Source organism: Streptomyces sp. NPDC006283 (genome assembly GCF_040613325.1).
In the GTDB taxonomy this organism is placed as follows: domain Bacteria; phylum Actinomycetota; class Actinomycetes; order Streptomycetales; family Streptomycetaceae; genus Streptomyces.
The window spans coordinates 23,313-36,876 of record NZ_JBEXRZ010000062.1 but is presented as its reverse complement, the minus strand read 5'-3'; the positions used below and the strand labels follow the sequence as shown (position 1 = coordinate 36,876).

Genomic DNA, 13,564 nt, shown 5'->3' with positions numbered 1-13,564 from the left:
GCCAACGACCCGATCACCGGTCAGGGCTCCAACTCGGCGTCCAAGTGCGCCGCTTCCTACCTCAACTCGATCACGGCCTGCTTGCTCGGCGTCCCCGCCGGGCTCGACCCGCGTATCGCATGGACCGCCGAGGCGCCTCGGGCCGCGAGTGGGCTGCTGTTCGCGAACGAGTGGCTCGACAACGTGCCCGTCGACGTCGCGGAGATGGACGCGGACGGTGTCGTCCGCCGTGTGCTCGTGCGCGAGGACGGCGAGGAGCGCCTCGGCGAGGAGGTCACAGGGGCGGACGCCGAGTGGCTCGCCCGCTGGTGGCCGCTGGCGGAGCCGGGGGCGCGGGCGGAGATCGGCCGGCCCCGGGACGAGGCGTGGACGGCGGTGGCGGCCGGGCTGGAGGCAGGGCTGGCGGTCGCAGTGGATTACGCGCACACGAGGGAGGCACGACCACCCTTCGGGACACTGACGGGCTTTCGCGAAGGACGCGAGGTGCGCCCGGTCCCGGACGGAAGCTGCGACATCACGGCCCATGTGGCGCTGGACGCCGTCGCGGCGGCAGCTGTGGGTTCCGCGCCCGCGGGTTCCGGGGACCGCGTCGAACTCGTCCCGCAGCGGGAGGCGCTGCGGCGGCTCGGCGTGGTTGGCGAGCGGCCGCCGCTCGCCATGGCGTCCTTCGACCCCGCCGGGTACGTCCGCGCCCTGTCCCGGGCCGGAGAGGCCGCGGAGCTGACCGCCAGAGGCGGGCTGGGCGACTTCACCTGGCTCATACAGGGGGCGGGACCACCTCTGAGAGACTGTGCCCCATGACGGAGACGACGGTCGGCATCGGGGGCGCGGCGGAAAGCACCGACATGGTGCTCAACATCGGGCCGCAGCACCCTTCGACGCACGGCGTCCTCCGTCTGCGCCTCGTACTGGACGGTGAGCGGATCCAGCACGCCGAGCCGATCGTCGGCTACATGCACCGCGGCGCAGAGAAGCTCTTCGAGGCACGCGACTACCGGCAGATCGTGGTGCTGGCCAACCGGCACGACTGGCTGTCCGCGTTCTCCAACGAGCTCGGCGTCGTCATGGCCGTCGAGCGGATGCTCGGCATGGAGGTCCCGGAGCGCGCGGTCTGGTGCCGTACGCTCCTGGCCGAGCTCAACCGGGTGCTCAACCACCTGATGTTCCTCGGCTCCTATCCCCTGGAACTGGGCGGGATCACCCCCGTCTTTTACGCCTTCCGCGAGCGCGAAGAGCTGCAGACGGTGATGGAGGAGATCTCCGGCGGCCGGATGCACTACATGTTCAACCGGGTCGGGGGCCTCAAGGAGGACCTCCCGGCCGGCTGGCTCGGCCGGGCCCGGCACGCGGTCGCCGACGTGCGCTCACGGATGGACGTGTACGACCGGCTGGTCCTCGGCAACGAGATCTTCCGCGGCCGGACCCGTGGCGTCGGCGCGCTCTCGGCGGAGTCAGTGCACGCCTACGGAGTGAGCGGCCCCATCGCCAGGGCCTCCGGCGTCGACTTCGACCTGCGGCGCGACGAGCCGTACCTGGCCTACGCCGAGCTGCAGGACACCCTGAAGGTGGTCACCCGGCAGGAAGGCGACTGCCTGGCACGGTTCGAGGTTCTTCTCGAGCAGACGCACAACGCGCTGGATCTCGCGGACGCCTGCCTCGACCGGATCGCGGACCTGCCGCCGGGGCCGATCAACCAGCGGCTGCCGAAGGTCCTGAAGGCACCGGAGGGCCACACCTACGCCTGGACCGAGAACCCGCTCGGCATCAACGGCTACTACCTGGTCTCCAAGGGCGACAAGACCCCGTACCGCCTCAAGCTGCGCTCGGCCTCGTACAACAACATCCAGGCGCTCGCCGTGCTGCTGCCGGGGACGCTGGTCGCCGACATGGTCGCGATCCTGGGATCACTGTTCTTCGTCGTCGGCGACATCGACAAGTAACCGCCGAGCGGTCGAGCCGTGCCGGCCGCTGACCGGCAGCCGACCGGCAGACGGGCGGACCCCACAGACCGGTGGACCGGCGGACGGGTGGCCGGGCGGTCCCGCGACCCCTACGAGATCGCGCTGCGCAGCTCCGCGACGTCCAGCTGTTCCGTCTCGTCGTGTGCGGTCAGATCGATGACCTTGCCGACCCCGCGGTGGCCGTCGGTGCGCTGCGCCGCGAGCGCCTCCTCGCCCACCACGTCGGCGAGATCCTCGTGCGCGACGGCCTCGATGGCCCTCTGCGTGCCGGGCGCCTCGATCGCCCTCAGCGCGGCGCCGTCGACGGCCTGGGCGCCGTTGCCCGCGGCAGCGCCTGCGCCGGAGTTGCCGTTGCCCGCGGCGCCCTTGTCGCCACCACCAGTGCCGGTGGCCCCGTTGCCCGTGCCGAAGAAGTCGAAGCCGCCCTCGGGCCGCTTCACACGGGAACGCTGCGGGCCGTAGGGGACGATCGCGGCAGCCGCCGGAACGGGACGACGAGCGGGGAGGGCGGACGGCGGACGCACGTGCCGCTCGGTCCCGGCGCCTGCCGCGTGCTTCCCCTGCGGCTCGTCCGCCTCCTGGGCCCGCTCCGCGAGGTCCCTGCGGCGGGCTTCTTCCACGGTGCGCCGGGCTTCCTGCGCCGCGGCGTTGCGCGACAGATCCTCCAGTGCCTTCGCGGCGCGCAGGTACGTTCCCGGCGTGGGCGTGGACCCGGCGGGCGGCAGCTCCTTCGCCGGGGCGGCCGCCTCGATCGCGAGCTGCCTGCGGCCCTCCAGCGCGCTGGCCCGCTCCGTCTCCGCGTTCGCGTACCGGCGCAGCAGCGCCGCGTGTTCGTTGCGCAACGCGGCGAGTTCGACCCGCTTGGTGCGCAGCTTGGCGTCCAGCTTGAGGCGCAGCTCGCGGGATTCCTCGACGTCCGCCTCGAGCTCGGCTATGCGCTCCTCGGCCTTCCACTGGTCGCCGGCGCGGCCGCGCGTCAGCTCCGCGACCCTGCGCCCGGCGCCGCGGTCCCAACTGCGCATGAGGACGGCACCGGTGACGGCGGCCGCCGCGGCGGCGGCGACCAGGGCGCGCAGCACGACGGCATTTCCGACGAACCACGCGCCGGAGGCGCACAGAACTGCCGCTCCGGCGACTGCGGACGGCGGCAGCAGCTTGTGCAGGGGCGGGGAATGGCGGTGGCGTCCTCGTGGCATGGCCAGAAATTTACCGTGCGTAGAAGCCGAATGGGGTGTCGGCCCGGCAAATCTCTGGTCGAGAACGCCGGGCCGGCCCGCGACTACTTCTTGAGCAGCCCCTCGGACTGAAGATAGGCCTTCGCGACATCCTTGGGCTTGGCGCGTTCCGCGTCCACCTTGCGGTTCAACTCGGCGAGATCCTCTGTGGTCAGCACCTTGGTCAGCTTGGCGAGGGCATCGGCAATCTCCTTGCTTCCGGCATCCTTCGCATTGACCACCGGGAGGACGTTGTCCGCGTTCTGGAGCTTCTTGTCGTCCTCGAGGACCACCAGGTCGTAGCTCGCCAGCGTGCCGTCGGTCGTGGAGGTGAGCACCACCTGGTCCTCGCCGTCCTTGACCGCCTGCTTGGCCTGCGGGGTCCCGACCCCCTTCGGGTCGATGCCCGCCACGTCGATGCCGTAGGTCTTCTTGAGGCCCGGTGCGCAGAACGGCCGCACCTCGCACTCGTCGCCCGCCGCGATCTTCACCTTCAGCTTCGACCTGCCGAGATCGGAAAGGGTCTTGAGCTTGTTCTTCTCGGCGAATTCCTTCGAGACGGCGAAGGCGTTCTGGTCGACGGCCTCTCCGGCCGGCAGCACCTTCAGCCCCACCGCCTCCGCGAGTCCGGTGAGCGCCTCGACGGTCGACGTCACATCACCGGAGGCGACGGGCTTCTCCTCCGGCGCCTTCGGCCCGTTCGCCTTCGCGTTCAGAAATTCGGCGAGGGTCGCGGCGTATTCCGGCACGACGTCTATCTCGCCCTTCTCCAGCGAAGGTTCGTACAGCTCGCGGTTCTTCACCGTGGTGATGGACGTCTTGTACCCGGCGTCGCCGAGCACCTGCGCATAGAGCTCGGCGAGCACTTTGGACTCGGTGAAGGCGGCCGCCCCGACGACGAGCGTGCCTTTCTCACCGGAGCCGCTTCCGGACGAAGCGCTGCCCCTCTCCTGTTCGAGGGATTCACCGCCGCACGCGGCAAGAGAACCCGTCAGGGCCACCACGCCGAGTACCGCACCCGCGATGCGGGAGGTCTTGCTCATCAGGTTCTCCGTCCACTGCGACATCAAAAGCGTCGTACGAGGGTTCCGCGCATGGCCGTCAGGCCGACGACGGCACGGACTTGCGCAAAGGGCTCAGCAGCCGGTCGGCGGCCACCAGCACCCCTTCCACGAGCAGCGCCAGCAGCGCCGCGAGCAGCGCGCCCGCGACCACCTGCGGGGTGTCGTAGGTGTTGAATCCGGCGGTGATGATGCGGCCCAGCCCGCCCTGGCCGACCATCGAGGCGATGGTGGCCGTGGCCACCACCTGGACGGCGGCGGACCGCAGCCCGGTCATCAGCATCGGATAGGCGAGGGGCAGCTCGACCCGCACGAAGAGCTGGCCGCCCGACATGCCCATCCCCCGCGCGGCCTCCACGACCGCCCGGTCGACCTCCCGCATGCCCACGTACGCGTTCGTCAGCAGCGGCGGTACGGCGAACAGCACCAACGCGATGATCGTCGGCACGTATCCGGCGCTGCGCAGCGGTGTGAGCATGAAGAGGGCGAGCACGGCGAAGACGGGGACGGCCCGGCCCGCGTTGGAGATGTTGACCGCGAGGGCCCCGCCCTTGCCGATGTGCCCGAGCCACAGGGCGATCGGCAGGGCGATCACACAGGCGAGCGCGAGGGCGACCCCGCTGACATAGAGATGCTCGCCGAGCCGGTGCCAGGCGCCGCTCTCCCCCGACCAGTTGGAACCGGTGGTGAGCCAGGTCCACGCGCCGGTGACCACGCCCATCAGACCTTCACCTCCGCCGTCCGTATGCGGGTCCAGGGCGTGAGGAGCCGCTGGGCGCCGAGCAGCAGCAGGTCGGCCACGGCCGCCAGCAGCACGCACAGCACGGACGCGGCCAGCACCTGCGCCTTGAAGGTCGTCTGCACGCCGTCGTCGATCAGATTGCCGAGGCCGCCCTTGCCGACCAGCGCGCCCACCGTGGTCAGGGCGATCGTCGACACGGTCGCGATCCGTATCCCTGCCATCAACGCAGGGAGTGCGAGCGGCAGCTCCACCTCCCACAACATCCTGACCGGGCCGTATCCCATGCCGCGGGCGGCCTCACGCGCCTCGGCGGGGACCGCGTCGAGCCCCGCCATGATGTTCCGCACGAGGATGGTGAGGGAGTAGAGCACGAGCCCGGTCACCACCAGCGCGGCGGACAGTCCGAAGAACGGCAGCAGCAGCGAGAACATGGCCAGCGAGGGGATCGTGTAGAGCAGGGTGGTGAGCCCCAGCACGGGGCCGGCGAACCGCGGCCGGCTGCGGGCGAGGAGCGCCAGCGGGAAGGCGACGGCCAGTCCGATCAGCACCGACGCGACGGTGATCCAGACATGCTGGAGAGTCGCCTCGGTCAACTCCTGGCCGCGGGTGCGGAGATATTCGCCGCAGATCCAGTCGTTCGCCGCGAGACAGCTCTGCGCGGCCTGCTCCGTGCCCTTCCACTCCGGACCCATCCACCCCCACCTCCCCGATGAACACCGAACGTACGTCTGGCGACCCTATCCCTGACCACTGACAATCCCCCAGGACCGCCACATTGCAGCAACATGGCTTTCACACAACACCCGTCACAATGGGGAGCCATGATCCGATTCGAGCACGTCACCAAGCGGTACCCGGACGGCACCACGGCCGTGGACGACCTCTCCTTCGAGGTCGCCGAGGGTGAACTGGTCACGCTCGTCGGACCGTCCGGCTGCGGCAAGACCACCACGATGAAGATGGTCAACCGCCTCATCGAGCCGAGCAGCGGCCGGATCTCCGTAGACGGCCGGGACATCGCGGACGCCGACCCGGTCGAACTGCGCCGTCGCATCGGCTATGTGATCCAGCAGGTCGGCCTCTTTCCGCACAAGACGGTCCTGGAGAACACCGCGACCGTGCCCCACCTCCTCGGCGTCAAGCGTTCCAAGAGCCGTGAGCGGGCCGCCGAGCTTCTCGACCTGGTGGGCCTCGACCCGTCCGTGTACGGCGACCGTTACCCCGAGCAGCTCTCCGGCGGCCAGCGTCAGCGCGTGGGTGTGGCCAGGGCGCTGGCGGCCGATCCGCCCGTGCTGCTGATGGACGAACCCTTCGGCGCGGTCGACCCGGTCGTGCGGGGCCATCTGCAGAACGAGTTCCTGAAGCTCCAGTCCCAGGTCCGCAAGACGGTCCTCTTCGTCACCCACGACATCGAGGAGGCCGTGCGTCTCGGGGACCGCATCGCCGTCTACGGCCAGGGCAGGATCGAGCAGTTCGACGCGCCCGCCGCCGTCCTCGGCGCCCCGGCCACCCCGTACGTGGCCGACTTCGTCGGCGCCGACCGCGGGCTCAAGCGGCTGTCCGTCACACCCATCGAGTCGGCGGACCTGGAGCAGCCGCCGGTCGTCCACCTCGACGACCCCCTGCCGCGCGACCTCGGCTCCCGGTGGGCCGTCGTCCTGGACGCGGAGGACAACCTGCACGGATGGATCTCCGCCGAACGGGCCCAGGGCCGCGGCTCGGTGCGCGACCAAGCCCGCCGGATGGAGGCCTGGCTGCCGGTGGGCGCCTCGCTCAAGCAGGCGTTCGCCACCATGCTCCAGCACGACGCGGGGTGGATCGCGGTGATCGACGAGGAAGGGACGGGAAGGTTCCTCGGAGTCCTCACGCCGGCCGGGCTGCACGAGGCGCTGCGCCGCTCGATCGACGCGGACGCCCAGGACATCGCCCGCACGGAGGTCGAGCTGGAGTCCATTGCGACGCTCGCGCCACCGGTCACCGTCAAGAAGCGCTGAGCCGGCTGCCGAGCCACACCAGAGCGGGCGGGATCTCGCGCCGCCAGGTGCTGAAGTTGTGGCCACCGCTGTCCAGCACGATCGACGACACCCGCGCCGGCGCCCGCACCTTGCCGATGAAGGCACGTGTCCCCGCGAGGTATCCCTCGCCCTGCCCCGAGGTGGTGACGAGGAACGACGACGTTCCCGGCGGCAGATGGTCCAGGCTCCACAGCAGGTCGCCCGTTTCCGCACGCTGGGGAATTTCCGGGACGAATGAACCCGCCTCGCGCAAGTCCCGTCCTAGAGAGCGCAAATCGTCCGGGCCGACCGACCTGAGGCCTTGGACACGGGATCTCATCCGGAGTCACGGGAAGCGATGTCTGCAACGGTAGATGGGGACAAATCAGGATTGATTCCGACTCGGGCACCGGACGGAGCCCCCGGGCGGCGGCTGTCGGACCGGATGCCGGACCGGATCCGCCGCCTGCTGCGCGGCCCCCGGCCCGAGGCGGTCCCGGGCCTGGTGGGCACCGCGTGCACCTTCGTCGGACTGATCGACATCGCGGCCGGGGTCTTCCCCCGCTTCCGGCACAGCCGGATGCACACCATCGTCGAGGTGATGCCCGGCACCACCGGGCCGTTCGCCGCCGCGCTCTCGCTGAGCGCGGGCATGCTGCTGCTCCTTCTCGCGCACGGCATCAAGCGCCACAAGCGCCGTGCCTGGCGGGCCGCCGTGATCCTGCTGCCCGCCGGAGCCGTCGCGCAGTTCGCCTACCGGCACTCCGTCGTCGGCACGCTGCTCTCCCTGGCGCTGCTGGCACTGCTGCTCCGCCACCGGGCGGAGTTCGCCGCCCTGCCCGACCCGCGCAGCCGTTGGCGCGCCCTCGCCAACTTCGTTCTCATGGGCGCCGGTTCGCTCGTGGTCGGCCTGATCGTCGTCAGCGCCCATCCCCACAAGATCGTCGGCAGCCCCGGCCTCACCGACCGTCTGGAGCATGTGTTCTACGGGTTCTTCGGCTTCGAGGGCCCGGTCAGATACGCCGACGGCGTCTCCTGGACCGTCGGTTACTGCCTCGGCGCCCTCGGCCTGCTGACCGCCGTGACCACCGTCTACTTCGCATTCCGTCCCGAACACCCGGCCGCCCGCCTGACCGAGGAGGACGAGCACCGGCTGCGCGAGCTGCTCGCCGTCCACGGCGGCCGCGACTCGCTCGGCCACTTCGCGCTCCGCCGCGACAAGGGCGTCGTCTTCTCCCCCAGCGGCAAGGCCGCCGTCTGCTACCGCGTCGTCTCCGGCGTGATGCTCGCCGGCGGCGACCCGATCGGCGACGTCGAGGCCTGGCCCGGCGCCATCGAACGCTTCATGGACGAGGCCAGGGCGCACTCCTGGACCCCGGCGGTGATGGGATGTTCCGAGACCGGCGGCGAGGTCTGGACCCGGGAGACAGGCCTCGACGCCCTGGAGCTCGGGGACGAGGCGGTGGTGGACGTCGCGGATTTCTCCCTGACCGGGCGCGCGATGCGGAACGTGCGCCAGATGGTGAAGCGCATCGAACGGGCCGGCTACCGGACCCGCGTACGCCGCGCCCGTGATCTCACCCCCGAAGAGGTCGAACAGATCCGCGACGCCGCGGCCCAATGGCGGGGCACCGACACGGAGCGCGGGTTCTCGATGGCCCTGGGCCGCATCGGCGATCCGGCGGACGGCGACGCGGTCATCGCCACCGCCCACAAGACGGACGACAACTGGAGCTCCCCGTACGGCGACTTGAAGGCAATCATCCACTTCGTCCCGTGGGGCGCGGACGGCATGTCGCTGGAGCTGATGCGCCGCGACCGGACCGCCGACCCCGGCATGAACGAACTGCTCATCGTCGCCGCACTCCAGGCCGCGCCCGCCCTGGGGATCGATCGGGTCTCGCTCAACTTCGCGATGTTCCGCTCGGCACTCGCCCGCGGCGAGAAGATCGGCGCGGGCCCGGTGCTGCGGATGTGGCGACGGCTGCTCGTCTTCCTCTCCCGGTGGTTCCAGATCGAGTCGCTGTACAAGTTCAACGCCAAGTTCCGGCCCCGTTGGGAGCCCCGCTTCGTGGTCTTCCGGAACACCCGCGATCTGCCCCGTATCGGCTTCGCGGCAATGCAGGCCGAGGGCTTCGTCAACCTGGCGCTCCCCCGCCCCTTCGCCCGCCGGCGGTCCGCCCCGGTTCCCCGGCCCTGTGCCCACCTCGCCCGTCACACGCAAACGCACGGAGCCGGCGCGGCGTAGCAGGGCGCCCGACAGCCCCACCACCCGCCCGGGCGGGGCGACCTCCGCGCCGGCCGGGGTCGAGCACTCCTCGAGCCCGTCCCCGTTCCCGGACAAGCCACGGACGAGCCGTACTCGTGCGCGAGTGGCATGGGGGTCGGCGCGGCGGGCCTAGGCTGGGTCGCATGAGTACGTTGCGCGGACGAGGCACGGCCGACGGCCTGCCGGAGTGGGATCGCTGTGCGGTCATGGGAGTCGTCAATGTGACACCGGACTCCTTCTCCGACGGCGGTCGCTGGTTCGACACCACGGCCGCGATCAAGCGGGGCCTCGACCTGGTCGCGCAGGGCGCCGACCTCATCGACGTCGGCGGCGAATCCACCCGCCCGGGCGCCAGCCGGGTCGACGAGGACGAGGAACTGCGCCGGGTCGTCCCCGTCGTGCGGGGCCTCACGGCAGAGGGCGTCGTCGTGTCCGTCGACACCATGCGCGCCTCCGTCGCCGAACAGGCGGTCGCGGCCGGAGCCGCCCTGGTCAACGACGTGAGCGGCGGTCTCGCCGACCCCCGGATGGTGCCGGCTGTCGGCGCCACCGGCGCCCCGTTCGTGGTCATGCACTGGCGCGGCTTCAGCGAGGACATGAACAGCCGCGCCGTGTACGGGGACGTCGTCGCCGAAGTCGTCGCCGAACTGCGCGAGCGCATGGAGGCCGTCATCGAGGGCGGTATCGCGCCCGAGCGCATCGTCATCGACCCCGGTCTCGGCTTCGCCAAGCAGGCAGAGCACGACCTCGCCCTCGTCGCGCACCTCGCCGAGCTGCGGGCGCTGGGCAGGCCCGTCCTGGTCGCCGCCTCCCGGAAGCGCTTCCTCGGCCGGGTACTGGCCAAGGACGGCGCCCCGCCGCCGGCCCGCGAACGGGACGCGGCCACAGCCGCGGTCTCCGCCATCGCCGCCCACGAGGGCGCCTGGGCGGTCCGGGTACACGAGGTACGGGCCACCGCCGACGCCGTGCGGGTCGCGAGGGCCGTCGAGGGAGCCTGGTGAGCCTGACCGACACGGAGCTCGTCGAGAAGGCCAACACCGCCTTCTACGAGACCATGGAGCGCGGAGACTTCGACGAGCTGTCCGCCCTGTGGCTGGACGAGGGCGTCACGTGCGTCCACCCGGGCTGGCCGGTCCTGACCGGCCGCGGCGAGGTGCTCCGCTCATACGCGCTGATCATGGCGAACACGGATTACATCCAGTTCTTCCTCACCGACGTCGAGGTGAACGTGGCCGGTGACACGGCACTGGTGACCTGCACGGAGAACATCCTCAGCGGCGGCCCCGCGGAGGACGGCGGCGAGCTCGGACCGCTCGTCGGACAGCTGGTCGTCGCCACGAACGTGTTCCGTCGCACATCGGACGGCTGGAAGATCTGGTCCCATCACGGTTCGCCCGTACTGACGGAAACGGACACCGAAGAGGACGACAACAGCCCCTCGTAAGTGGGTAGGGGTCCGGATAGAGGTTCGGCAACACCTGTCCGCGGGTATGCGCGCGGCTACCAGTCCCACGTGGGCCCTCCTCGCCCCCGTCGGAACGACCTGTCGGTGCTCGCAGGTAGATTCGAATGCGGGCACCACGCCATCCGCATGTGGTCGCGTGCCCGCAGACCTACAGAAGCAGGAGTGATTCGCGTGGATCGTGTCGCGCTGCGCGGCCTCAAGGCCCGCGGGCACCACGGCGTCTTCCCCAAGGAGCGGGAAGAGGGCCAGACCTTCATCGTCGATCTGGTGCTCGGCCTGGACACCCGCCCCGCGGCGGCCGACGACGACCTGGCGAAGACCGTGCACTACGGCGTGGTGGCCGAGGAGGTCGTCGCCGTCGTCGAGGGCGACCCGGTCGACCTGATCGAGACGCTGGCCGAGCGGATCGCCCAGGTGTGTCTCAAGCACGACGGTGTCGAGGAGGTCGAGGTGGTGGTGCACAAGCCGGACGCCCCGATCACGGTGCCCTTCGACGACGTCACCATCACGATCATCCGGAGCCGAGTATGAACCAGGCAGCAAGCGACCCGACCGTGCAGCCGGTGCCGTCCTCCGTCACGGAGCAGGTCGATGCGGCCGACGTCACACTGTCCAACCCCAAGGACGCCGTGCTCTCCCTCGGCTCCAACCTGGGCAACCGCATGGAGACCCTCCAGGGCGCCATCGACGCCTTGGAGGACACCCCGGGCCTGCGGGTCAAAGCCGTCTCGCCCGTGTACGAGACGGAGCCGTGGGGCGTCGAGCCCGGCAGCCAGCCCTCGTACTTCAACGCGGTGGTGGTCATCAGGACCACACTGCCCCCGTCCTCCCTGCTGGAGCGCGGCCAGGCCATCGAGGAGGCCTTCCACCGGGTCCGCGAGGAGCACTGGGGCCCGCGCACGATCGACGTCGACATCGTGGCCTACGCCAACGTGGTCTCCGACGACCCCGTCCTCACGCTGCCGCACCCCCGGGCGCACCAGCGCGCGTTCGTGCTCGCTCCGTGGCACGACGTGGATCCCGAGGCGCAGCTGCCGGGCCGCGGCGCGGTCGCCGAGATCCTGGCCGATGTGGGCGTCAGTGGCGTGCAGCCGCGCGCGGACCTGGAACTGCGCCTGCCCGAGTAGTCGTTAGGCTCGTACGGGACGATCTCGTACAGCGTGGTGAAGGGCGGCTTACTCGGTGAAGCAACTACGGCTCGGTGTGCTGGCCGGTCTCTTCGCCGCGGCCGCGGTGCTGTCCTGGGGCGGGGCGCGCCTGTGGGACTCGCTGGGCACGCTGCCGAGCGTGCCGCTGGCCGCCCCCGTCGTGCTGGCGGTGATCGCCGTCGTCCTCACCGCGACCGCGCTCTCGATCCGGTCCCGGCTTCGCGCCCAGCGTGAGCGTCGGCCGGGCGCCAAGGGCGTCGAACCGCTGATGGCGGCGCGTGCGGTGGTCTTCGGCCAGGCGAGCGCGCTGGTGGCGGCGCTGGTGAGCGGGATGTACGGCGGGACGGGCGTGTTCCTGCTGGGCTCCCTCGACGTCCCCGCCCGCCGTGACCAGGCGATCTACGCCGGGTTCTCGGTGGTGGCGGGCATCGCGGTCATCGCGGCGGCGATCTTCCTGGAGCGGGTCTGCAAGCTCCCGGAGGACGACGACGACAAGGACGCGACAGCTCCCGCGTAGAGCCGCGGGGCCGTCGCGTCGCCGGCCCTGATGAGTCGGTCGGGCGTCCCGGTCAGTCGGTCGCGCGTCCCGGTCAGTCGGTCACTCGTCCTGGCCGGTCAGAGGAGAGTGCCGCCCTCGACCTCCGTGGCGCCAAGAATGGACGCCAGCCGGTCGAGTACGTCCTGCGACAGTTCCACCCTGCCGGCTGCCAGGTTCTCCTCGATGTGCGCGGGCGTCCGGCTGCCGGGAATCGGGACCGCGTGCTCGTCCTGGTGCAGCAGCCACGCCAGCGCCAGCTGGGCCGGCGTGACCGACAGCTCCGCAGCGATGCCGCGCACCGGCGCGAACCGGTCGTTGTTGGCCTTCAGGTTGGCCGCGTCGAAGCGGGGCGCGTTCTGCCGGAAATCGCCCTCCTTGACCTCACTGACGGCGCCGCTGAGGAATCCGCTGCCGAGCGGCGACCAGGGCACGATGCCGACACCCAGGTCGCGGGCGGTGGCCAGCAGCTCCGGGTCGATCGGCCGCCACATCGACCACTCCGTCTGCACGGCGGCCACCGGGTGCACGGCGTACGCGGCCCGCAGCTGGGCCGCGGTCACGTTCGACAGCCCGAGGTGAAGGACCAGGCCGTCCTGGATCAGCTGGGCGACCGCCCCGACGGTGTCCTCCAGCGGCACCTGCGGGTCGGGGAAGTGCGGGTAGTAGAGGTCGATGCGGTCCGTGCCGAGACTCCGCAGGCTGGCTTCCGCGTAACCGCGCACATGCCGGGGCTCGGCGTTGACGGCCAGCTCGCCGAAGGCGAAGCCGACCGGGAACGGGTGCGGTTCCACTCCCTCAGGCAGCCGGAAGCCGAACTTCGTAGCGATGGCCACCTCGTCGCGCCGGCCTCGCAGGGCCCTGCCGATGAGCTGCTCGTTGTGTCCGTCGGCGCCGTAACCGTCGGAGGTGTCGATGAGGGTGGCGCCGGCGTCGACCGCGGCGAGCAGGGCCCGCGCGCCGCGTTCGTCGTCGATCTCGCCGTACACGCCCGGAGACAGCACCATGGCACCGAAGCCGAGCGCGGACACGTCGAGTCCACCGAGCTTGCGTAAGGGAAGCAGTGGTTCGGTCATGGGCACGATCTTTTCACCAACGGCCCGCTGATGCGCGGGCGTTGATCGGACGAGCCACAACCGGCCGGCCCGGCGTTGAACGCGCCTCGACCGGTCCGC

The 13,564-nt window shown here is 70.9% G+C and carries 14 protein-coding genes and 1 pseudogene; 9 read left to right on the top strand and 6 right to left on the bottom strand.

Annotated features, from left to right (window positions below; translation table 11 throughout):
- Together ABZ070_RS15730 and ABZ070_RS15725 are read left to right on the top strand one after the other, a co-directional pair.
- Positions 1–801: SAM-dependent methyltransferase (locus ABZ070_RS15730; protein WP_356634015.1), on the top strand; the 801-nt coding region annotated here is incomplete at its 5' end.
- Positions 798–1,940 (top strand): NADH-quinone oxidoreductase subunit D, encoded by a 1,143-nt coding sequence (locus ABZ070_RS15725; protein ID WP_356634013.1) that lies wholly within the window; start codon positions 798–800, stop codon positions 1,938–1,940. The genes ABZ070_RS15730 and ABZ070_RS15725, both read left to right, overlap by 4 nt.
- Before the next feature lie 110 nt (positions 1,941–2,050).
- Here ABZ070_RS15725 and ABZ070_RS15720 read toward each other — a convergent pair whose 3' ends face one another.
- The 4 genes from ABZ070_RS15720 to ABZ070_RS15705 all read right to left on the bottom strand — a co-directional run bounded on the left by ABZ070_RS15720 (position 2,051) and on the right by ABZ070_RS15705 (position 5,670).
- Positions 2,051–3,157 (bottom strand): hypothetical protein, encoded by a 1,107-nt coding sequence (locus ABZ070_RS15720; RefSeq protein WP_356634011.1) that lies wholly within the window; start codon positions 3,155–3,157, stop codon positions 2,051–2,053.
- Between the two features lie 83 nt (positions 3,158–3,240).
- Positions 3,241–4,218 carry an ABC transporter substrate-binding protein gene (locus ABZ070_RS15715; protein ID WP_356634009.1) on the bottom strand — a complete coding sequence of 326 codons (978 nt, stop codon included), beginning with the start codon at positions 4,216–4,218 and terminating at the stop codon, positions 3,241–3,243.
- 58 nt (positions 4,219–4,276) lie between these two features.
- Complete coding sequence (locus tag ABZ070_RS15710) at positions 4,277–4,957, bottom strand: ABC transporter permease (protein WP_356634007.1); 681 nt, start codon at positions 4,955–4,957, stop codon at positions 4,277–4,279.
- On the bottom strand, positions 4,957–5,670 hold the full coding sequence (locus tag ABZ070_RS15705) for an ABC transporter permease (RefSeq protein ID WP_356634005.1): 714 nt from the start codon (positions 5,668–5,670) through the stop codon (positions 4,957–4,959). The genes ABZ070_RS15710 and ABZ070_RS15705 overlap by 1 nt, the downstream gene beginning before the upstream one ends.
- 129 nt (positions 5,671–5,799) lie before the next feature.
- On the opposite strand from ABZ070_RS15705, the gene ABZ070_RS15700 reads away from it, so the two are divergent.
- Complete coding sequence (locus ABZ070_RS15700; protein WP_356634003.1) at positions 5,800–6,972, top strand: betaine/proline/choline family ABC transporter ATP-binding protein; 1,173 nt, start codon at positions 5,800–5,802, stop codon at positions 6,970–6,972.
- Here ABZ070_RS15700 and ABZ070_RS15695 read toward each other — a convergent pair.
- Positions 6,959–7,192 (bottom strand): annotated as a pseudogene (locus tag ABZ070_RS15695) (esterase); the annotation flags it as partial. The gene ABZ070_RS15700 and the pseudogene ABZ070_RS15695 overlap by 14 nt on opposite strands.
- 138 nt (positions 7,193–7,330) lie before the next feature.
- On the opposite strand from ABZ070_RS15695, the gene ABZ070_RS15690 reads away from it, so the two are divergent.
- From ABZ070_RS15690 to ABZ070_RS15665, 6 genes are all read left to right on the top strand, one after another.
- Positions 7,331–9,220: a phosphatidylglycerol lysyltransferase domain-containing protein gene (locus tag ABZ070_RS15690; protein ID WP_356634001.1), complete on the top strand. Its 1,890-nt coding sequence runs from the start codon at positions 7,331–7,333 to the stop codon at positions 9,218–9,220.
- Positions 9,221–9,384: 164 nt separating this feature from the next.
- Positions 9,385–10,242, top strand: coding sequence for a dihydropteroate synthase (gene folP / locus ABZ070_RS15685; protein ID WP_356633999.1), 858 nt, complete (start codon positions 9,385–9,387; stop codon positions 10,240–10,242).
- Positions 10,236–10,685 (top strand): nuclear transport factor 2 family protein, encoded by a 450-nt coding sequence (locus ABZ070_RS15680; RefSeq protein WP_356634019.1) that lies wholly within the window; start codon positions 10,236–10,238, stop codon positions 10,683–10,685. The genes folP and ABZ070_RS15680 overlap by 7 nt, the downstream gene beginning before the upstream one ends.
- 192 nt (positions 10,686–10,877) lie before the next feature.
- Positions 10,878–11,237, top strand: coding sequence for a dihydroneopterin aldolase (folB, locus tag ABZ070_RS15675; RefSeq protein ID WP_356633997.1), 360 nt, complete (start codon positions 10,878–10,880; stop codon positions 11,235–11,237).
- On the top strand, positions 11,234–11,833 hold the full coding sequence (gene folK, locus ABZ070_RS15670) for a 2-amino-4-hydroxy-6-hydroxymethyldihydropteridine diphosphokinase (RefSeq protein WP_356633995.1): 600 nt from the start codon (positions 11,234–11,236) through the stop codon (positions 11,831–11,833). The genes folB and folK overlap by 4 nt, the downstream gene beginning before the upstream one ends.
- 55 nt (positions 11,834–11,888) lie before the next feature.
- Complete coding sequence (locus ABZ070_RS15665) at positions 11,889–12,371, top strand: DUF3180 domain-containing protein (RefSeq protein ID WP_356633993.1); 483 nt, start codon at positions 11,889–11,891, stop codon at positions 12,369–12,371.
- A gap of 98 nt (positions 12,372–12,469) precedes the next feature.
- On the opposite strand, the gene ABZ070_RS15660 is transcribed toward ABZ070_RS15665, so the two are convergent.
- Positions 12,470–13,465 (bottom strand): aldo/keto reductase, encoded by a 996-nt coding sequence (locus ABZ070_RS15660; RefSeq protein ID WP_356633991.1) that lies wholly within the window; start codon positions 13,463–13,465, stop codon positions 12,470–12,472.
- Between the last annotated feature and the right edge of the window lie 99 nt (positions 13,466–13,564).

Bases quoted from the DNA above. Each gene is read 5' to 3' on its own strand.
- ABZ070_RS15725 (WP_356634013.1), top strand. From the start codon at position 798: ATGACGGAGACGACGGTCGGCATCGGGGGCGCGGCGGAAAGCACCGAC.
- ABZ070_RS15720 (WP_356634011.1), bottom strand. From the start codon at position 3,157: ATGCCACGAGGACGCCACCGCCATTCCCCGCCCCTGCACAAGCTGCTG.
- ABZ070_RS15715 (WP_356634009.1), bottom strand. From the start codon at position 4,218: ATGAGCAAGACCTCCCGCATCGCGGGTGCGGTACTCGGCGTGGTGGCC.
- ABZ070_RS15710 (WP_356634007.1), bottom strand. From the start codon at position 4,957: ATGGGCGTGGTCACCGGCGCGTGGACCTGGCTCACCACCGGTTCCAAC.
- ABZ070_RS15705 (WP_356634005.1), bottom strand. From the start codon at position 5,670: ATGGGTCCGGAGTGGAAGGGCACGGAGCAGGCCGCGCAGAGCTGTCTC.
- ABZ070_RS15700 (WP_356634003.1), top strand. From the start codon at position 5,800: ATGATCCGATTCGAGCACGTCACCAAGCGGTACCCGGACGGCACCACG.
- ABZ070_RS15690 (WP_356634001.1), top strand. From the start codon at position 7,331: ATGTCTGCAACGGTAGATGGGGACAAATCAGGATTGATTCCGACTCGG.
- folP (WP_356633999.1), top strand. From the start codon at position 9,385: ATGAGTACGTTGCGCGGACGAGGCACGGCCGACGGCCTGCCGGAGTGG.
- folK (WP_356633995.1), top strand. From the start codon at position 11,234: ATGAACCAGGCAGCAAGCGACCCGACCGTGCAGCCGGTGCCGTCCTCC.
- ABZ070_RS15660 (WP_356633991.1), bottom strand. From the start codon at position 13,465: ATGACCGAACCACTGCTTCCCTTACGCAAGCTCGGTGGACTCGACGTG.